15 protein-coding genes and 1 tRNA gene are annotated in these 16,825 nt (G+C 59.9%); 4 read left to right on the forward strand and 12 right to left on the reverse strand.

All coding sequences use genetic code 11. The features are described from left to right. Positions 1–22 precede the first annotated feature (22 nt). From BLU46_RS15090 to dibA, 3 genes are all read right to left on the reverse strand, one after another. Positions 23–1,033, reverse strand: a complete 1,011-nt coding sequence (locus BLU46_RS15090) for a sulfate ABC transporter substrate-binding protein (protein ID WP_003218143.1) — start codon at positions 1,031–1,033, stop codon at positions 23–25. Between the two features lie 76 nt (positions 1,034–1,109). Further along, positions 1,110–1,292, reverse strand: coding sequence for a sulfur starvation response protein OscA (gene oscA / locus BLU46_RS15095; protein WP_003170956.1), 183 nt, complete (start codon positions 1,290–1,292; stop codon positions 1,110–1,112). A 322-nt stretch (positions 1,293–1,614) separates the two neighbouring features. Next, positions 1,615–3,525 (reverse strand): phosphodiesterase DibA, encoded by a 1,911-nt coding sequence (gene dibA / locus BLU46_RS15100; protein WP_093203028.1) that lies wholly within the window; start codon positions 3,523–3,525, stop codon positions 1,615–1,617. 166 nt (positions 3,526–3,691) lie between these two features. Here dibA and desA point away from each other — a divergent pair, with 166 nt between their 5' ends. Both desA and BLU46_RS15110 read left to right on the forward strand, forming a co-directional pair. Further along, on the forward strand, positions 3,692–4,876 hold the full coding sequence (desA, locus tag BLU46_RS15105; protein WP_093203032.1) for a delta-9 fatty acid desaturase DesA: 1,185 nt from the start codon (positions 3,692–3,694) through the stop codon (positions 4,874–4,876). 199 nt (positions 4,877–5,075) lie between these two features. After that, positions 5,076–6,074 carry a sensor domain-containing diguanylate cyclase gene (locus BLU46_RS15110; protein ID WP_093203036.1) on the forward strand — a complete coding sequence of 333 codons (999 nt, stop codon included), beginning with the start codon at positions 5,076–5,078 and terminating at the stop codon, positions 6,072–6,074. Positions 6,075–6,195: 121 nt separating this feature from the next. On the opposite strand, the gene BLU46_RS15115 is transcribed toward BLU46_RS15110, so the two are convergent. The 3 genes from BLU46_RS15115 to gabD form a co-directional block, all read right to left on the reverse strand. Continuing rightward, a complete protein-coding gene (locus BLU46_RS15115) occupies positions 6,196–7,404 on the reverse strand; it encodes an HDOD domain-containing protein (protein WP_063033636.1) in 1,209 nt (402 codons plus the stop codon). A gap of 137 nt (positions 7,405–7,541) precedes the next feature. Further along, on the reverse strand, positions 7,542–8,819 hold the full coding sequence (gene gabT, locus BLU46_RS15120) for a 4-aminobutyrate--2-oxoglutarate transaminase (protein ID WP_063033637.1): 1,278 nt from the start codon (positions 8,817–8,819) through the stop codon (positions 7,542–7,544). Between the two features lie 182 nt (positions 8,820–9,001). Further along, positions 9,002–10,444 (reverse strand): NADP-dependent succinate-semialdehyde dehydrogenase, encoded by a 1,443-nt coding sequence (gabD, locus tag BLU46_RS15125; RefSeq protein WP_003218155.1) that lies wholly within the window; start codon positions 10,442–10,444, stop codon positions 9,002–9,004. 395 nt (positions 10,445–10,839) lie between these two features. Between gabD and BLU46_RS15130 the strand changes: the two genes are divergently transcribed. Further along, positions 10,840–10,916 (forward strand) — tRNA-Arg (locus tag BLU46_RS15130). Between the two features lie 213 nt (positions 10,917–11,129). After that, positions 11,130–12,137, forward strand: a complete 1,008-nt coding sequence (locus BLU46_RS15135) for an Abi family protein (RefSeq protein WP_093203040.1) — start codon at positions 11,130–11,132, stop codon at positions 12,135–12,137. 132 nt (positions 12,138–12,269) lie between these two features. Here BLU46_RS15135 and BLU46_RS15140 read toward each other — a convergent pair whose 3' ends face one another. The 6 genes from BLU46_RS15140 to BLU46_RS15165 all read right to left on the reverse strand — a co-directional run bounded on the left by BLU46_RS15140 (position 12,270) and on the right by BLU46_RS15165 (position 16,764). After that, positions 12,270–12,869, reverse strand: a complete 600-nt coding sequence (locus BLU46_RS15140) for a hypothetical protein (RefSeq protein ID WP_093203044.1) — start codon at positions 12,867–12,869, stop codon at positions 12,270–12,272. Continuing rightward, positions 12,866–13,426 (reverse strand): RNA polymerase sigma factor, encoded by a 561-nt coding sequence (locus BLU46_RS15145; protein ID WP_017478055.1) that lies wholly within the window; start codon positions 13,424–13,426, stop codon positions 12,866–12,868. Before BLU46_RS15145 ends, BLU46_RS15140 begins: the two co-directional genes overlap by 4 nt. 26 nt (positions 13,427–13,452) lie before the next feature. After that, entirely contained in the window at positions 13,453–15,114 is a 1,662-nt protein-coding gene (locus BLU46_RS15150) for a vWA domain-containing protein (protein WP_093203047.1), read from the reverse strand. Positions 15,115–15,188: 74 nt separating this feature from the next. Further along, the gene (locus tag BLU46_RS15155; RefSeq protein ID WP_076015556.1) at positions 15,189–15,770 is read right to left on the reverse strand and encodes a hypothetical protein; all 582 of its coding nucleotides are present in this window, start codon (positions 15,768–15,770) and stop codon (positions 15,189–15,191) included. Between the two features lie 74 nt (positions 15,771–15,844). Further along, positions 15,845–16,063 (reverse strand): hypothetical protein, encoded by a 219-nt coding sequence (locus BLU46_RS15160; RefSeq protein ID WP_218169087.1) that lies wholly within the window; start codon positions 16,061–16,063, stop codon positions 15,845–15,847. A gap of 98 nt (positions 16,064–16,161) precedes the next feature. Continuing rightward, positions 16,162–16,764, reverse strand: coding sequence for a hypothetical protein (locus BLU46_RS15165; RefSeq protein WP_093203056.1), 603 nt, complete (start codon positions 16,762–16,764; stop codon positions 16,162–16,164). Between the last annotated feature and the right edge of the window lie 61 nt (positions 16,765–16,825).

Raw genomic sequence — 16,825 nt, forward strand, 5'->3', positions numbered from 1 at the left:
GGCTCCTACAGTTTGATTTTGCTTACTGCGCCGAGTAAATCTGGTCGAACACGCCACCGTCATTGAAGAATTTCGGTTGGGCAGTTTTCCAGCCGCCGAAGTCTTTGTCGATAGTCACCAGGTCCAGTTTCGGGAACTGCTGGGCGTATTTGGCGGCGACTTTCTCATCGCGTGGGCGGTAGAAGTTCTTCGCCGCAATCTCCTGGCCAGCCGGGCTGTACAGGTGCTTGAGGTACTCGGTGGCGATCTCGGTATTGCCCTTTTTCTCGGCGTTCTTGTCGACCACGGCCACTGGCGGCTCGGCGAGGATCGACAGCGAAGGTACAACGATGTCGAACTTGTCGGCGCCGCCGTCTTCCTTCAGGGCCAGGAAGGCTTCGTTTTCCCAGGCCAGCAACACGTCACCCTGACCGTTGTTGACGAAGGTGATGGTCGAACCGCGCGCGCCGGTGTCGAGGATCGGCACGTGCTTGAACAGCTCTTTCACGTATTCCTGGGCCTTGGCTTCGCTGCCACCGGCTTTCAGGCCGTAGGCCCAGGCGGCGAGGAAGTTCCAGCGGGCGCCGCCGGAGGTTTTCGGATTCGGGGTGATCACGGACACGTCTTTCTTGATCAGGTCGCCCCAATCCTTGATGCCTTTAGGATTGCCCTTGCGCACCAGGAACACGATGGTCGAGGTGTACGGAGTGCTGGCGTCCGGCAGGCGGGTTTGCCAGTTTTCCGGCAGGGTCTTGCCCAGTTTTGCGATTTCGTCGATGTCGCCGGCCAGGGCCAGGGTCACGACGTCGGCACGCAGGCCGTCGATCACCGCGCGGCCTTGCTTGCCCGAACCACCGTGGGATTGCTGGATCTTGACGTTGTCACCCGGGTGTGACTGCTTCCAGAAGCTGGTGAATTCAGCGTTGTAGTCCTGGTAAAGCTCGCGGGTCGGGTCGTAAGACACGTTAAGCAGTTCGTAATCCTTGGCAACAGCGGAACCGGCAAACACGGCACTGGCCAGTGCTGCCAGGGCATAACGGCGAATCGACGACATAGAAGGCTCCTGAAATTCTGGGGTGTTGGCTTTTTTCTTATAGTTGCGGGTCTTGCAATCGAATCGCCGATCTTGCTCAGCTCGGTTTATTGCCCGGGTTCTGCAAACGGAATTTTTCTTTGCGTTCGATCTGTACTACCTGGGCGTTGTGCACAGTGATTTCCACCGCACCAAACCGCAGATCGCGCAGGGCGCTCTGGATCTCGCGCAAAATGGCTGCTTCGTCCTGGCCGTCAACGCTACGTAGAGATGCGCTCATGGTCGTGCTCCTGAAATGAGAAGTGCCTCGCAGTGGCGGCACTGCTTGCGGCGTGAGGGCGATAGTAGATAAGCGCGGATATTCTTAAAAATACTATTTAAGAATGTTTATATAACCAGAAAGAATTTTCTGGTGGGACGTGGGGTTGCGAGAGGTTTTGCGGGCCGACCCGTGAAATAAAGCCGTGTGGAGATCCAAATGTGGGAGCGGGCTTGCTCGCGAAGGCGGCGCGTCAGTCGATACATAGGTTGGCTGATCCACCGCATTCGCGAGCAAGCCCGCTCCCACACTTGATCCTGTTTCAAATCAAGCCAGGCGGTGTTTAGAAAATTGTCGGCGCTCTATTCCAATCCAGCTCACTGGCCGGCATCGGCCGACCAAACCAGTACCCTTGGCCCAGGTCGCACTGTTGGTCCAACAGAAACCGCGCCTGATCGACCTGCTCGATGCCCTCGGCATGCACCTGCATGCCCATGCTCTGCGCCAACGCAATGACCACTCGCACAATCGCCGCATCGTCCTCATCCCACGGCAACCCGGCGACAAAGCCCTGATCGATCTTGAGCTTCTGCACCGGCAGCCGCTTGAGCCGCAGCAGCGATGAATAACCGGTGCCAAAGTCGTCAATCGCCAGGCGCAAGCCCAGCTCCCGCAGGCGGTGCATTTGCTCAAGGGCGACTTCCGGATCTTCCATGACCGCGCTTTCGGTCACTTCCAACTCCAGAAATGCCGGATCCAGCCCGGTGTCGTGCAATACCTTGGCCACTTGGTCGTACAGCTCGCGCCGGGCAAACAGGCGACTGGACACATTCACCGCGAGAAACGTGAGCGGCGCGCCGTCGGCCAGCCACTGGCACATCTGGCGGCAAGCCTGGTCCATGACCCAGGCGTCGATATCGGCAATCAGCCCGGTACGCTCGGCAATCGGGATGAAGTCTCCCGGCGGCACCAAACCGCGCCCCGGGTGCTGCCAGCGCACCAGGGCTTCGACGCCGATCAGGCGGCTGTTCTGCAGTTCGTGCACTGGCTGGTAATAGACCCGCAGTTCTTGCTGCTCCAGGGCGCGGCGCAGTTCGCCGGCCATTTCCACCCGGTGCTGGGCGTGGGCCGTGAGTTCTTCGGTGTACAAGGCGTAGCCTTCGCGGCCAGCGCTTTTGGCCTTGAACAACGCGGAGTCGGCGTTGCGCAGCAATTGCTCCGCGCTCAGGGCATCGCTGGGGAACAGGCTGATGCCGATGCTGGCGCTGATAAACAGTTGATGACCGTCGAAGATGAACGGCTCTTTCATCGCGTCGAGAATACGTTGTGCCAGCGCGGCAGCCTGGACCAGCTGTGGACAACTTTCCGCCAGCACCGCGAATTCGTCGCCGCCCAATCGTGCCAGGGTCACGCCGGGGCCGAACAGGCCTTGCAGGCGCTCGCCGACCGTCTTGAGCAACTGGTCGCCGACGTTATGGCCGAGGCTGTCGTTGATGATCTTGAAGTGGTCGAGGTCCAGCAGCAGCAAGGCGCAGCCGCGTTTATGGGCCTGCGCCGACGCCAGGGCCTGTTCGGCGCGGTCGGTGAACAGCAGGCGGTTAGGCAGGTCGGTCAGCGGATCGTGGTGGGCCAGGTGCGCCAACTCGTGCTCGGAGTGCTTGATGGCGCTGATGTCGGAGAACACCGCGACGTAGTGGCTGATCTGGCCCTGATCATCGCGGATCACCCGGATGGTCTGCCACTGGGGGTAGATTTCGCCGCTTTTTCGGCGGTTCCAGATTTCGCCGCTCCACTCACCGTCGCGCTCCAGGGTCTGGAACATGGCTTGGTAGAAACTGGCCGAGTGACGTCCGGACTTGAACAGGCTCGGCCGGTGGCCCAATACGTCTTCGCACTGGTAGCCGGTGATTTCGATAAAGGCCCGGTTTACGTGAACAATCAGCCCCTGGGCGTCAGTGACCAGCACACCTTCACGGGTGCAATCGAATACGGCAGCGGCCTGGCGCAGGCGCTCACGGTTTTCCCGCAGTGGCTGCTGGACCAGGTTCGCCCGGGCAAAACGGGCGCAGAGAAGGTAGATCACCAGGGCACTGAGGCTGACCCACACGTAACCGCGCATCTGAAGCCAGCGGCCCAGTTCCACGGGTTCATCGATAAAGTTGATCAATACCTGATGGCTGAGCTGAATCCACACAATCGAAACCAGCAGGTACACCAGCCCTGCACGCAGGGCACCTCGGTATGAAAACAGCATATGTTTAGTGATCCTTACTAAAAAACCAGATTCGCCCTACAAAGGTTACGGATTATAGAATAAGAAACATCCAGTCACTCCTATCTGAAAGGGCGGCTGGTTTTATCTGTAGGCTTAGTGATAATGCGCAAGCTGGTTTTTTCTTTATCTGAGGGCCATACAGCCTATGTGGTACAACGGTTTTCTTGACTTGTCGGCCTGGCAACTGGTGGCAGTCACTCTGTTGATGACCCACGTGACCATTGTCGGGGTCACGGTCTATCTGCACCGCTATTCAGCCCACCGCTCCCTGGAGCTCAATGCTGGCCTGAAACACTTCTTCCGCTTCTGGCTGTGGCTCACCACGGCGCAGAACACCCGCGAGTGGACCGCTATCCACCGTAAACACCACGCCAAGTGCGAAACCGTCGACGATCCCCACAGCCCGGTGATCAAGGGCCTGTCCACCGTGCTGCGCAAAGGCGCCGAGCTGTACCGCGCCGAGGCCGAAAACCCCGAGACCCTGCGCATCTATGGCAAGAACTGCCCGGAAGACTGGATCGAACGCAAGCTCTACACCCCCTACCCGCTGTTGGGCGTGGCGATCATGGGCGTGATCGACCTGCTGCTGTTCGGCACCATCGGCATCACCATCTGGGCCATCCAGATGATGTGGATCCCGTTCTGGGCCGCCGGCGTGATCAACGGCCTGGGCCATGCCATCGGCTACCGCAACTTCGAATGCCGTGATGCGGCGACCAACCTGATTCCCTGGGGCATCATCGTTGGCGGCGAAGAACTGCATAACAACCACCACACCTACCCCAACTCCGCCAAGCTGTCGGTGAAGAAATGGGAGTTCGACCTGGGCTGGGCCTGGATCAAAGTGTTCAGCTTCCTGCGCCTGGCCAAGGTGCAACGGGTCGCACCGATCGCCCACCAGGTCGAAGGCAAGGGCCACCTGGACATGGACACCGCCATGGCGATCCTCAACAACCGCTTCCAGATCATGGCGCAGTACCGCAAGTTGGTGATTGGCCCGCTGGTCAAGCAGGAACTGGAGAAGGTCGATCACTCGGTGCGTCACCAATTCCATCGCGCCAAGCGCCTGCTGTCGCGGGAAACCAGCCTGCTGGATGACCGTCACCACATGCGCATCCAAAGCATGCTGGAACACAGCCAGGCCCTGAAAGTGATCTATGAGAAGCGCCTGGCCCTGCAACAGATCTGGCTGAAAACCAGCACCAACGGCCACGACATGCTGGCGGCGATCAAGGAATGGGTACACGAGGCCGAAGCCAGCGGGATTCAATCCCTGCGGGACTTTGCCCATCAACTGAAGACCTATTCGCTGCGGCCTGCGGCGGTCTGATACGTACCATGGCGAGGGAGCAACTCCCTCGCCACCGGTTTTTGACGCCATATACCGGACGCGGCCTAATCACGCGCAATCGGCACTGATAACGGAACTTAGCTGCAAATTCCCCCTCTCAAACAACACTTCGCCATCCCGGCGGCCCTTGTTGTAACAGCTGCCCAACCCCGCGGCATGCCCAGAGAGAGTTGTGCCGATGGTCCCCGAAAAGACCTTCACCGACACCCCCGTCCACGACCAGCCACGACCGGCAGCCGCCGCTACGTTGCTGGCGCTGATGCATGCCCAAGGCGAAGTGGAACGCTTGAGTGAACGCGAGCAACTGCTGAGTTCACTGCTGGTCAGCGTGAATGCCGTGCTCTGGGCCATCGAGTGGGACACCCGCCGCGTGCTGTATGTCAGCCCGGCCTATGAGCGGGTTTTCGGACGTACGGCAGGCATGCTGCTGGCGGACCATCGGGAATGGCGCAACAGCATTCACCCCGAAGACCTCGACTACGCCGAGCACAGCCTGGCCCAAGTGCTGCACAGCGGCGCCGTGGAAGACCGCGAGTACCGCATCATCACCGCCGACGGGCAGATCCGCTGGCTCAGCGACAAGTGCTACATCAGCCAGCAGGCCGAGCCCGGCCAACCCGTGATCGTGGTGGGCATGGCCGAGGACATCACTGAAAAGAAGCAGCTTGAGCTGGAACTCCATCGCCTGGCCACTACCGACGTGCTGACCCGCAGCAGCAACCGCCGGCACTTCTTCGAGTGCGCCCACCACGAGTTCGAACGCGCCTGTTTGCAAGGCACGCCTTTGGCGTTCCTGTTGCTGGACATTGATGACTTCAAAGTGGTCAACGACACCTACGGCCACCTGGAGGGCGATCAGGTGTTGCAGCGTATCGCCGAGAGCGGTCGAGGGGTTCTGCGCCGTGGCGACCTGTTCGGGCGCATTGGCGGCGAAGAATTCGCCGCTGTGCTGCCCGGTTGCGCACCGGAGATGGCAATGCAGGTGGCCCAACGCCTGGGACACGAGATCGCGCAACTGAGTTTCAGCCATGACGGTGAGAGCTACGCGGTCACCGTCAGCCAGGGCCTGGCCAGCCTGACAGCCGAGGATGCCAACGTGGATAGCCTGTTCGCCCGCGCCGACGCCGCGATGTACGAGGCCAAGCGCCAAGGCAAAAACCGCGTGCTCGTCGGCTGACGCTACACGATTACCTGTGGGAGCCGGACTTGCCCGCGATGCAGGCACCTTGGTGGGTCAGTTGTACCGGGATGATGCTATCGCAGGCAAACCAGCTCCCACACTGGGCCCGCATCGCCTGCTAGGTTTTGCGCATACGCGTCAATTCCGGCAAACCCACCTTGAGCAAGCGTGCCGTCTTGCCTTTCGCCAATGCCTCGACGCCTTCATGCTCGGTCAGCCGCGCCAGCTGCGCCGCCAGGTTCACCACCAGCGCCTCCCGGGAATACACCCCACCTTCCAGCGAATATATCGCCGCGATCAACTGGCGCAACTCCAGCGGCAAGCGCCAGCGTGTGCGCAACGCCGAGCCATAGGCAGCGCCGAAGGTGTAGAGAGACTCGCCAATCGCTTCGTCATCCAGTTCGCCGCCACCCTGCAACCAGTCTTGCAGACACCGCAGCAAGGCCAGGTCGCCGAGGCGATGGAGGATGCCGGCGCTGTAGCAGCGCTCGTGATCAAGGTCGAGCATCCGCGCCAGGCTGCGGGCGTAATCGGCGGTGCGTTGGGAAAGCTGCCAGTAACGCTCGGCGTAATCCTTGAGGCCAGGGTCGCTCAGCACCACGTTGTGCTTGAGGGCCAGCCCCAGGATCAGGTTCATGCTCTGCCCGGCCGCCAGCTTGTGCAGGGCCATGGCCAGGGTTTGTACCGGCGAGCCGTGATACCCGGCGCTATTGGCGGCGGCGATCAGCACGGCGGTGATTTGCGGGTCCACGCGCACCTGCTCCTCCAGACGCCTGAGGTCCAGGCCTTCCGGTTCCAGGCTATGTTGCACCGCGGCCTGCACGTCGACCCGCAGCGGGGCGCCGTCGGAGGCTTCGCGGCGGCGCTCCAGAAACACCGGCAAGGTCATGCCCGGCGCCAGGGCCGGGACTTCGCAATACACCGTCTCGCCTTCATTCAGCAGCAGGTCTTGCAGGCGCTGGGTCAGGCTTTCCATGTTCAGGGGTTTGGTCAGGTACGCCGTCGGCGCCAGGGGCAAGACTTCGTGCACGCTGGCGCTGTCGTTGCGGGTGCCCAGCAGGATAAACGGCAACAGCGGCGTGCGCCGTTGCTGGCGCACACTGCGCAACAGGCTCAGGCCATCGACGCCGGGCAGCTCCCAATCAGCGAGGATCAAGTCGTAGGGTTTGTCACGCAGCAGCTCGGCGGCTTGCTGGCCATCGGCGCACACATCCAGCCGTGCGTCACAGCGCACATTCAGCAACACCTGCTTGAGCAAATCCCGGGACCAAGGGTCGGCCTCGGCAATCAGCACACGGGGTACAGCAGGTAAATCAACAGCAGTCATCCAGCACGCTCCATCGGCAATACCAGCACCTTAGACAAAGGAGCCGCCCGGGTACAATGAACAACGGCTGAATACCGTTCATCGGGCACAAAAAAACCCGCTTAAGCGGGTTTTTTGTCGATCAGGTCAACTTTCGATCACAGCTCGGAGAAGCACTCTTCGATGATCGCCAGGCCTTTGTCCAACTGCTCGTCCGGCGAGGTCAGCGGAACCAGCACGCGCAACACGTTGCCGTAGGTGCCGCAGGACAGCAGGATCAAGCCCTTGTCGCGAGCCTTGGCCACCACGGAAGCAACAGCAGCGGCGTTCGGCTTGTGGCTGTCGCCATCTTCGAACAGCTCGACCGCAATCATTGCGCCCAGCGCACGCACTTCGCCGATCACCGGGTACTTGGCCTGGATAGCTTTCAGGCCGGTCACCAGGCGCTCGCCGACAGCCTTGCAGCGGTCCAGCAGGTGCTCTTCTTCGAACACGTCCATCACGGCCAGGGCCGCAGCGCAAGCAATCGGGCTACCAGCGTAGGTGCCGCCCAGGCCACCTGGGGCGATGGCGTCCATGTATTCAGCCTTGCCGCATACGCCGGCCAGCGGGAAGCCGCCTGCGATGGATTTGGCGAAGGTGGTCAGGTCGGCGGCAACGCCCATCTGTTCCATGGCAAAGAAGGTACCGGTACGGCCGGCACCGGTTTGCACTTCGTCGGCGATCAGCAGGATGCCGTGCTTGTCGCACAGTTCGCGCAGGCGCTTCATGAACGATTTAGGCGCGACGTAGAAACCGCCTTCGCCCTGCACCGGCTCGATGATGATGGCAGCGATATCACGTGGCTCGGCATCGTTCTTGAAGATGCGTTCGATGCTGGCGATGGAGTCGTCATCGCTCACACCGTGCAGTTCGTTCGGGAACAGCGCGCGGAACACGCCACCTGGCATCAGGCCCATGCCGGCCGAGTACGGCACGACTTTGCCGGTGAGGCCCAGGGTCATCATGGTGCGACCATGGTAGGCACCGGTGAACGCGATCACGCCGGCACGGCCAGTGGCGGCACGGGCGATCTTCACGGCGTTCTCTACCGCTTCGGAACCGGTGGTGACCAGCAGGGTTTTCTTGGCGAAATCACCCGGGACCTTGGCGTTAACTTTTTCGCACAGCTCAACGTACGGCTCGTAGGCCAGTACCTGGAAGCAGGTGTGCGTCAGCTTGTTCAGCTGTTCGGTCACGGCCGCGATGATTTTCGGGTGCACGTGACCGGTGTTCAGCACGGCGATACCGCCGGCGAAGTCGATGAACTCGCGACCTTCAACGTCGGTCACGGTGGCGTTCTTCGCCGACTCGGCGAAGATCGGGTGAATCTGGCCAACACCGCGTGGTACAGCGGCTTCGCGGCGTTTCATCAGGGATGCGTTGGTCTTGCTCATAAAGTCCTCATTCGCCACTCATCGGGTGGCGTGGTCCAAGGAATACGTGGCGGGGAGGCAACTACGGCAGCATGCGATGATCGACTGCCACAGCTTTCCCGGCCACTACGAATAACGGTGTGAAACACGCAAAGGGACAGCGCTCTCGTGCCCTCTGCGTCTACTGCAATCCCGCGCCGGGCTTAGATGCCCAAGCAGAGGTATTTGATTTCCAGGTAATCCTCGATCCCGTACTTGGAGCCTTCACGGCCCAGGCCCGAAGCCTTAATGCCGCCGAACGGCGCCACTTCGTTGGAGATCAACCCGGTGTTGACGCCGACCATGCCGTATTCCAGGGCTTCAGCCACACGGAACACACGGCCCAGGTCGCGGGCATAAAAGTAGGACGCCAGGCCGAACTCGGTGTCGTTGGACATCGCGATCACTTCGGCTTCGTCTTTGAAACGGAACAGCGGCGCCAGTGGGCCGAAGGTTTCTTCCTTGGCCACGGCAGCGTCTTTCGGCACGTTGACCAGGATGGTCGGCTCGAAGAAGTTGCCTTCCATCACCTTGCCGCCAGCCAACAGGGTCGCGCCTTTGCTCAGGGCATCAGCGATGTGCTCCTGAACCTTGGCCACGGCCTTCTCGTCGATCAGCGGACCGGTGGTGGTGCCTTCTTCCAGACCGTTGCCGATCTTCAGCTTGGCCACCGCCACTTTCAGTTTCTCGGCGAACGCGTCGTACACCGAATCCTGAATGTACAGACGGTTGGCGCAGACGCAGGTCTGGCCGTTGTTGCGGTACTTGGAAATGATCGCGCCTTCGACGGCCTTATCCAGGTCTGCATCGTCAAACACGATGAACGGCGCGTTGCCGCCCAGTTCCAGGGAGACTTTCTTGATGTCCTTGGCGCATTCGGCCATCAGCTGGCGACCGATTTCGGTGGAGCCGGTGAAGGACAATTTACGCACGATCGGGTTGCTGGTCAGCTCGCTGCCGATATCGCCGGCGCTGCCGGAGACCACGCTGAACACGCCTTTCGGAATGCCGGCACGCTGGGCCAGTTCGGCCAGGGCGAACGCGGAGAACGGGGTTTGCGACGCAGGCTTGAGCACCATGGTGCAACCGGCGGCCAAGGCCGGGCCGGCTTTACGGGTGATCATCGCGGCCGGGAAGTTCCACGGCGTGATGGCAGCGGTAACACCGATCGGTTGCTTGATCACGATCAGACGCTTGTCCGGCTGGTGGCCGGGAATCACATCACCGTAGACGCGCTTGGCTTCTTCGGCGAACCACTCGATGAACGAAGCGGCGTAAACGATTTCGCCCTTGGCTTCGGCCAGCGGCTTGCCTTGTTCCAGGGTCATCAGGCGAGCCAGGTCGTCCTGGTTCTCGATAATCAGCTCGAACCAGCGACGCAGCTTGTTGGCGCGGTCCTTGGCGGTGAGTGCACGCCAGGCCGGCAGGGCCTTGTCAGCCGCTTCAATGGCGCGACGGGTTTCGGCGGCGCCCATTTTTGGCACGGTACCGAGGATTTCGCCGGTAGCGGGGTTGTTGACCTTGATCGTTTGACCGTTGTCCGCATCGACCCAAGCGCCATCAATGAAGGCTTGCTGGCGGAACAACTGGGTGTCTTTGAGCTGCATGTCGGCTTTCCTTAACAGCACCGCGCACGCGCGGAGCGAATTAGAGTTGTTGAAAGGCGCCTTGAGGGCTGCCGTCAGGGAAATCATTCACTGGGCGCAAGCACGTAAATAGCGCACGAAAGGACAAATGTGCGGTTCAGCACCCAGGCAGGAGCGTTTGAAATCTCAAACGAATCCTAGGATCAATGGGGGTGCAGGGCAATAGTCTGTTCGAAAAAAAGAACGAAAACGGCGCATTTGCTCCATTTTTCTGATCAGCGTGTTTCGGGCGAGTTCCACCGTATTGCGCCGAGACGCCCGGCACAGGGCGCCAGCAGCGCGTATTCCTACGGGCGGCCGGGCGAAAAGCGGCATGGACGCCCAAGGTCGACATGGGTATGATGTCGCCCGCACAAGCATCCGTAGCTCAGCTGGATAGAGTACTGCCCTCCGAAGGCAGGGGTCGTGGGTTCGAATCCCGCCGGGTGCACCAGATACAGATGAAAAAGCCCCAGGTCGAAAGGCCTGGGGCTTTTTTGTGGGCGCAAGATAAGGAAGAAGATGCAAATAAAGTAACAGTTTTATGGCTGACCATAAGTTTCTCGACCAGCAAAGTGAAAGCCCGAGTGACGCCACACATCGAAGGGCGGGCGCTTGCATCGATTTCAAGCAGGAGGGACTTGCACATGCCTAAAGTGATGCACCAATGATCCAGGGTTACCCTAAACCTTGGCAGAGCTACCAGGACCAACTTGAGATATTGATAGCTCGCGGAATGATCGTTACTGAGCGATCTAAAGCCTTGGAGTATCTGGAGCGCATTGGCTATTACCGCCTCAGCGGCTACTGGTTCGCCTTTCGTGAGCGCACCGAGCTGTGCTGCCCACTTATTCAGCACAAAAATCAGAAGCCGAACAAAACCAAACCGGGGCGGCTCCCTCTAGACACTTTCAAACCCGGCACTACCTTCCAAAACGCAGTCGATCTTTATGTGTTTGATAAAAAACTTCGCCTGTTGACCATGGACGCCTTGGAACGTATCGAAATCGCATTGCGAGTGGACATATCCCACGGGCTGGGCAAGCACGAAAAGTTTGCGTATCTAAAACCTGAGCTTTTCCATGAAAGTTTTTCTACCCAAATCGACGGGAAAACAGGGCTCACCAAACATCATGCCTGGGTAGGCAAACACGCCGCATTGATCAGCCGCTCGAACGAAGACTTTATCCGTCATAACAAGGAAAAATACGGCCTTCCGTTGGCGGTTTGGGTGGCTTGCGAGGTTTGGGACTTCGGCACGTTGTCGACCCTTTATGCTGGCATGACTGAGGCGGATCAAGATGCCATATCTCAAGAGTACGGAATCAGCAATGGCAGGGTCTTCGCCAGCTGGCTGCGCAGCCTGAACTACCTGCGAAACGTATGCGCCCATCACAGTCGCCTGTGGAATCGGAACATCGTTGATCAGCCAAAACTGCCACCTGAGGAACAGGCTCCTGCATTGGCCGCATTCCATGATGATGCACACCGACGCGCGCGGCCTTTTATGCTCTTGTGTATCACCCACCACTTGATGAAGGTCATCAATCCGTCATCAAGCTGGGGACGACGGCTGAAAGCACTATTGGAGAATGACTTTCCAGACTTGTCCCACCTTGATCTTAATTTGGAGGGCATGGGAGTGGATCACCACTGGCAGGAGCGCGATTGGTAATCGAAAAAATCAAGACAATAAAAAACCCCTGAGCAATTGCTGCACCGAAGCGCATCAACCGACAGGGGCCGTGTTGCGGATGATTATAAAGGCCGGAAGTTTCTCGTCAACCGCCGGCTGGCGACCTCCACCTCAAGGATTTTTCAACGCCTCCAACCGCGCCGGCAAGTCTTCCTTGGGAAAGCGCTTATGCAACTCCAACAGCTTCTCATCCGCCGCCTTCGCCTCTCCCGCCTGCCGCAACCGCAGGATTTCCTGCAGCCCTTGCTCCAGCGGCGGCAGTACAACAGCCGAGCGCTTGCTCATCTTCGCCACCGGCTCATCCGCCAGCGAACCCGCGACTTCTGCCTGCACCTGCGGTGCGCTATCGGCCTGCGGAGCCACGGAGAATCGAGCCATCGGCGCCGCTGCCGGGGCTGGGCGAGCGAGTTCTTGCGGAGCCGCCGCGTAAGTGCCTGTGGATAACGCCGGCTGCGGCACCGGCGAGCGCGTGACCAAACCAATCATCAGCGCCACACCCGCGACGGTGGCAAATGCCATCTGCCAGCGCGGTCGTTGGCAGGCCTGCAACCAGCGCTGCCACAGGCCGGGTTGCCGCACGGGCGCTTCGCGGTGGGCGGTGGCCAAGATGAAGGCGTCCAAGGAAGCCGGCGGCTCGCCGCGGGTGTGTTGACGGAAATGCTCGATCAGCAGGTCGTCGTTCGAGTCCTGGGTATGTCGGGAGTCAGTCATGCGGGTACCTCCTCGGCCAGCAGTCGGCGCAGTTTCTGCTGGGCGTAACGCAAGCGGCTTTTTACCGTTTCCAGTGGGGCGCCGGTGAGTGCGGCGATTTGTGGCACTTCCAGCTCGCCGTGCAGGCGCAGCAGGAACACTTCGCGCTGGTCTTCGGGCAAGTCCTGCAGTGCGGTGTCCAGGCGCGCCTGGTCGCGGCTCAGGCTCAGCAGTTGTTCGGGCCCGGCGCTGTCGTCGGGCTGGCCGTGAAGCTGCTCATCGTAGCTGTCGTGCAGTGGGTTGTGGATGCCGTGCTTGCGCCAGTGGTCGATCAGGCGGTTGCGGGCAATCTGGAACAACCAGGTGCGAAAACTCGCCCGCCCCTGTGGCTCGCTGGTGCTGCGGATCAGGCTGAGCCAGGTGTCCTGGAACACTTCCTCGGCCAGTTCGGCCTTGTTGCTCAAGGACACCAGAAAACGGTACAGGCCCTGTCGATGCCGCGCGTACAGGGCTTCGAACGCTGCACCGTCGCCGCTGCGGTAGCGGGACAGCAGGGCTTCGTCGCTGGGTGAATCCATCAGGTGGCGCACTCCTTTGAGGTGGATCAGTTTTTGGCCGGGGCCTGGAGGCTCTGGGCCAATTCGACCAGTTGCACAAACTCGCTGCGCAAGCCGAAGGGGTCGTCGCCCCGAGCGGAGCGGGCCAGTGCGGCCGTGTCCTTGAAACTCATGGTGCCAGTGTAGCGGCCATCACCCTTGAGCTGCTGGGCGAAGGCGGCCACGGCGGCAGAGAAACGCAGGTCGTCGCTGGGTTTGCCGCTCTGCTGGTTGCTGATCGGGTGTTCGATCAGTCGGCTATCGCCGCCTTCCGCTGGCTTGTAGCGTACCCGCAACATCGCCAACTCATCAGTTTTACCGTCAGCCTTGGCCGCCGACGCGTAGCGCAGGGGCTCCAGCCAGCCCTGCTCACCCTTCGGGACAATTTCATACAACGCGGTCACCGTATGCCCGGCACCGATTTCACCGGCGTCGACCTTGTCGTTGTTGAAATCCTCACGTTTCAAGGCGCGGTTTTCATAGCCGAGCAATCGGTATTCACTGACCTGCGCCGGATTGAATTCCACTTGCAGCTTCACATCCCGGGCCACCACGGCGAGGGTTGAGCTGAGCTGGTCCACCAGCACTTTGCGGGCCTCGCGCAGGTTGTCGATGTAGGCGTAGTTGCCATCATCGGCATCGGCCAGTTGTTCCATCAGGTGTTCGTTGTAGTTATCCACACCAAAGCCGAGAGTGGTCAGGGACACGCCGCTTTTGCGCTGGTCGACGGCCATTTGCTTGAGGCTGTCGAAGTCACTGACGCCCACATTGAAGTCGCCATCGGTGGCCAGCAGGATGCGGTTGATGCCCTTGTCGATAAACCCTTCGCGGGCCATTTGGTAGGCCATTTCGATCCCCGAAGCGCCTGCGGTGGAGCCGCCGGCGGTGAGTTGGTCGATGGCGTTGCGGATCGTGGTTTTGTCGCGGCCCGAGGTGGGCTTGAGCACCACTCGCGATTCGCCGGCGTAGACCACCAGCGATACGCGGTCCTGGTCGCGCAATTGGTCCACGAGCAGTTTGAGGGTGCTCTTAACCAGCGGCAGGCCTTCGCGGCGGTTCATCGAGCCGGACACGTCTACCAGGAACACCAGGTTAGCCGGAGCCAGGTCCGCCACGGCGCGGTCCGAGGCCTTGATGCCGATGCGCAATAGTCGGGTGTGGGGGTTCCACGGTGAGGGGGCCACTTCCGTGGTCACGCCAAAGGGCGAGCCGTCGGTAGGCAGGGCGTAGTCGTAGGGAAAATAATTGACCATTTCCTCCAGTCGTACAGCACCCTCGGGCGGCAGGCTGCCTTGGTTGAGGAAACGTCGTACGTTGGCATAGCTGCCGGTGTCGACGTCAACGCTGAAGGTGGAAACCGGCGTTTCGGCTACGCTGCGGATCGGGTTGTCCGGTAGGTTCTGATACTGCTCCCGAGGCTCGGCCTGGTATTGCATGGCGACTGCGTCGTTCATGACCAACCGCGACGCCATCGGTGCAGGAGCAACCATCCGCTTGACCATGGCCCCCTGAACGCTGGCGGGCTCACTTTGCACCTCTACGACAGGCGCCGATTCAGCAGGCTTGGCCACATCACGGGATGAAGAAAGCCCACACCCGGCGAGCGCCACCAGCAGGGTCACGGCAAAGCCTTGGGCGGCAGGACGCAACAGCAGAACAGGACGGGACATGGTCTGAACCTCGTGAGTGAATGATCCGTTCACAAGGTCAGACGCAAGGAGTTGGTGATTCGGGTTAAAGCAACTTAGCGCGACGGAATATCGCGCAAATCATCGACGATAAATCGGCTCAACACGCCCGTGTAAAAAGGCTCGACGCTGGTGTTGCCCGTGTTGGAGATAACCCCACCCATGGTCTTGTACTGCTGCCACTGACCCAACACACCACCCGGCACCAGACCACTGCGGTCCTTGGCAAAGTGCAACACCTCGGCGCCGCCCTTCTTGACCTTGACCTGATAGTTGAAGTCGACACTCAGCAAGATGGTGTTGTCGTCGACAAGCACCGTGGCGAGTCCGCCCTTGGAGTCCTGGATATGGCGGGTGTAGACCAGATTCACATCCAGCAGGTAATCGGCGCTTTCCTTGCTGGTGGCGTATCGCTTGGCCTTGAGCAGCCGGTTGACCAGGTCGACGCCCAGTTGCTCGCGGACTTTGTCATCAGGCAGGAAGCGTGGGTTCTTGCCCACTACTTCAACGTCGAAGGTATCGAGCCAATAGGTAGCGGTCTTGGGAATCTGAACCGGTGCGGGGGAAATGTAGTAAGCCGGCTTGGAGGCGCAGCCAGCCAGAAAGCTGAACGCCAGGAGTAAAGCAACAACGCGCATGTCTGAACTCTTCCCTGAATGATGTCAATTTGACTTCATTTTACGGCGTTGTCGGCGCCTTTTCGAGTCCTGCTTCAATTTGAAGCAATAGCCCCAGCGGCCAGCAAGCCAATACCGGCGTACCACCCCCAAAGGAACGGCCCGGCCTGGCGATCCTTTCTGGCATAAACATACACATAACAAGGGATAAACAGGCACAGCAACGCATGCACCAGCGAGTTTTTTACGGCCACACAAAAAATGGCCAGCTGCATCAAAATTGCCAGTCCCAGTCCAACCATGACCAATGTCATTACCACGGTATTTCTCCTGCGCGGGTGCGTGTGTTACTTCGAGTGGGGCACGACGGCACTGGCCAACCTATCGCCAAGGCGACGAAGCCAACCCTCCATCAGGCGTACAACGTCCAAAAGTCCATGCCATCCACAACCCAATACCTTTGCTCTTTCGGGATCAGCTCCGCGAATGAGCCAGACGCTTGCCCGTCCCAGTCCGAGGGCACATAGGATTCATGAAACCTGTCCCAGTCAACATGCCGGAACACCTTGCTATCCAGGTCCACATAAAAGCGGGGCAGCCTCATTCGCATTTTCTCGCATTCATCCAGACGAGGCTTCGCGTGGCCAGATAGAACGGCCTCGATATGGTTATGAAATTCGCCAAGGTAGGCAGCGGAGTAACCGTAGGTGAAGAAACTGACCATCCACTCCAGCGAATAAACGTTGACGCTGTTGTTATCCAGATAACGCTGAAAGGTGTTCACCTCCAGGACCGGAACGCCCCCTCTGAACTCGGAAACGGCCTGGTCATAGAGGCTACTGTCCATGACGCCACTTTCGACATAGCTCCTGTATTCAGGCCTGACATCGATACAGAAATTTCCCTTGTCGTCTGCCAGGTAGTAGTACTTGCCACCAGCGACAAACACCGCCAAGTCCTTGTGCCCCTCGAAAATATCTTCAAGCAAGCCATCAACATCATCTGCAGAAATCATCAGCGCCTCTTCTGTTGCCACGGAGCCCGGCGGTACCCGTCGATACCTGAGCGACTATCGG

The organism is Pseudomonas yamanorum (genome assembly GCF_900105735.1).
In the GTDB taxonomy this organism is placed as follows: domain Bacteria; phylum Pseudomonadota; class Gammaproteobacteria; order Pseudomonadales; family Pseudomonadaceae; genus Aquipseudomonas; species Aquipseudomonas yamanorum.